This window comes from Marinagarivorans sp. (assembly GCF_982758155.1).
Genome location: NZ_CEXWTU010000402.1, coordinates 1 through 2,237 on the forward strand (window position 1 = coordinate 1; position 2,237 = coordinate 2,237).

Consider the following 2,237-nt stretch of genomic DNA (forward strand, 5'->3'; position numbering starts at 1 on the left):
CAAGCGTGCACCCAGGAATTCAAAAACGGGAAGTTATTTCATGCTCGCCCCTAAGAGTGGGTCTTCGCTGGAGCGGATCAGTATATCCAGGTCGGCGGCCATACCGGCTAGCGCACCAATGATGGCGGCTTTGGCGAGTGTGGCGGTAGAGCCTTGAGGGACGAGGAAACAATATTTCATCCACTAATACTTGATATCGACTTCCTTACCTTCGTTGCTCAAAGCGTTACATGCCTCGGTAACTGCTCCATGCGTTACCCTACTGACCTATGTCCTATAGGCCCCGGCATGCGCCCCTTTAAGCGCCTCGATAAGAAAGCCGATCTCTTTGCCTAATTGGATAAGCTATTATTGCCTCGTCCCTTACGCCATATTTTCGCCTCGTCAAGCAAGCACCCCAAAACCCAAATTCCAGCAACTTACTCAGTGCACGCCCCTAAGGGGCGTGGTCTTGCGGTAAAACCGTTGCCTCATTTTCAGGGTGAACTCGCGAAAATAAAGGTAACGGTTCTTTATCGATCAATAAAATAGCGGGTTCTTATTTTTCGTCACCGGTTGCTTGTTCGGCTAATGGTACGGCGACTTGGTAGGGAGTTGGGTAGTCGTTTACATTGAAAACCAGCATTGGGCTAATTTGATCTCCATCTATTTGCTGTGCATATTGAATCTTCCCGATAAAGTGAATGGCTTGGCTGGGGTCTTGTTCGCTCACTTCGAGTAAAACATCATTAATTACGCTGTCGTGGTCGCGTAAACGCTGACCTTCGCGCAAGGTAAGTTGTGGCCACTCGGCGCTAATGCGCTGCACTTCACCGTAATTATTAATCGCGATTTTTACATCTGATTGACTAACGGGTATACCGTTTAGGCTGCGCGGTACAATAACGTAGCGGTACATTTCCATTACGCTGCTGGGCTTTTCTTCGCCGGCTTTACCGCTCGACCCCATTTGCTTTGTTATAAAAGGTTTGGCCATTTCGCGACTTTCAAAACCGAGATTACGCAATATCGAAAGTACTTGTTTTTCGGCTTGCTCTGCAGGAATGGCTCGGCTTTTAGCGTCGGTATCAAAATTCCATGAGCGGTCGCGATTGACATAGCCTATTTTTGCTCTTTCAGCATCAATGCGTAAAGCGCGAATACCATCATCAATAGCGGTAACTTCTTTTGGGGCTTCTAAGCTGATTTTATCGTTAAGGGCATTGGCTAAGCGATCAAAGTTAAGTGCACTGACTGGGTCGCGACCTTCATAGGGTTTTAATAGGCTTTCGTCGTATAGAGGGAGTGCTTTTTCGATGAGCGTTTTTAGTGCCTCAATAGAAACTTTTTCGGGCGTTACATTTTCGAGTAACATTTTGGCGTTGGTACGCGAATCTAATTCGGGCTGCTCTTGTGAGTGTGCAGGTGTTGCTAATAACGCAGCCGATACGAGGGTTGATAATGCTAATACTGTATTAAAATTCATGGTTAATCTCCTTATTATGCGTCAAAGTCGCTGCCGATGGTGGTTTCTGCTGCAGGATCACAGCCTTCTATATAAGTCACACCCCACCAGCCCACATCGTTCGGGTCGCTTAATACATTGTTGTAACGCTCAGTTCCAATGCGGTTCCACATATCGTTATGGTTGGCTCCCACGGCGTAGGCCACAGGGCATTGATCGTCACCGTTTTGAATATTGGGGACATACATATTATCCAGCCAAGAATCAGCAATGGTTTTTGAGAAGGCATCCTCAGCAAAATCACGGTACTCACTAATTCGGTTTGTACCTATCCACATTAAGCCGTGAAACCCAGTAACTTGGTGCGCCCCATCAAATGCACGCCACCACGAGGACCACTGGTTATCGTCCATACTTTGACAAGACGAAAGGTGTAGAAATTCTTGATCAAAGTCACCAAGGTCCATTTCGCTACGGCGAATATTACAGTTGCCGCCACCGGCTTCATTAATGCGTACTCGGCCGCCGTAATCATTGCCGTTTTCAAAACCGTGCAGGGCGAGCATAACGGCGTCGCCTTCATCCATATGGGCCGAATCGTTGCCCCAATTTACAATACTGCGGTCGGCAAATTGACTGTTGCGAATAGTGCCATCTACCTGTTGGCCGTCGCGGCTGTAGGCGTCGCTACAGTGGCCGCCAATACACCAGCCAAAAAAGTTAACGCCTTTGCGGGTAATCTCGTCATACCAGGCATCGGCCATATCATCCCAAGAGTTACGTGTGCTTCCGC

At 48.0% G+C, this 2,237-nt stretch carries 3 protein-coding genes; all 3 read right to left on the bottom strand.

Going from position 1 to position 2,237, the window contains the following annotated elements; all coding sequences use genetic code 11:
• Positions 1–33: 33 nt before the first annotated feature.
• Positions 34–180, bottom strand: coding sequence for a hypothetical protein (locus AC3A8L_RS21345; protein WP_487964294.1), 147 nt, complete (start codon positions 178–180; stop codon positions 34–36).
• Positions 181–538: 358 nt separating this feature from the next.
• The gene (locus AC3A8L_RS21350; protein ID WP_487964295.1) at positions 539–1,465 is read right to left on the bottom strand and encodes a hypothetical protein; all 927 of its coding nucleotides are present in this window, start codon (positions 1,463–1,465) and stop codon (positions 539–541) included.
• 14 nt (positions 1,466–1,479) lie between these two features.
• Positions 1,480–2,237, bottom strand: a 758-nt coding sequence (locus tag AC3A8L_RS21355; RefSeq protein WP_487964296.1) for a DUF6345 domain-containing protein, incomplete at its 5' end; no start/stop codon positions are given.

Bases quoted from the DNA above. Each gene is read 5' to 3' on its own strand.
- AC3A8L_RS21350 (WP_487964295.1), bottom strand. From the start codon at position 1,465: ATGAATTTTAATACAGTATTAGCATTATCAACCCTCGTATCGGCTGCG.
- AC3A8L_RS21345 (WP_487964294.1), bottom strand. From the start codon at position 180: ATGAAATATTGTTTCCTCGTCCCTCAAGGCTCTACCGCCACACTCGCC.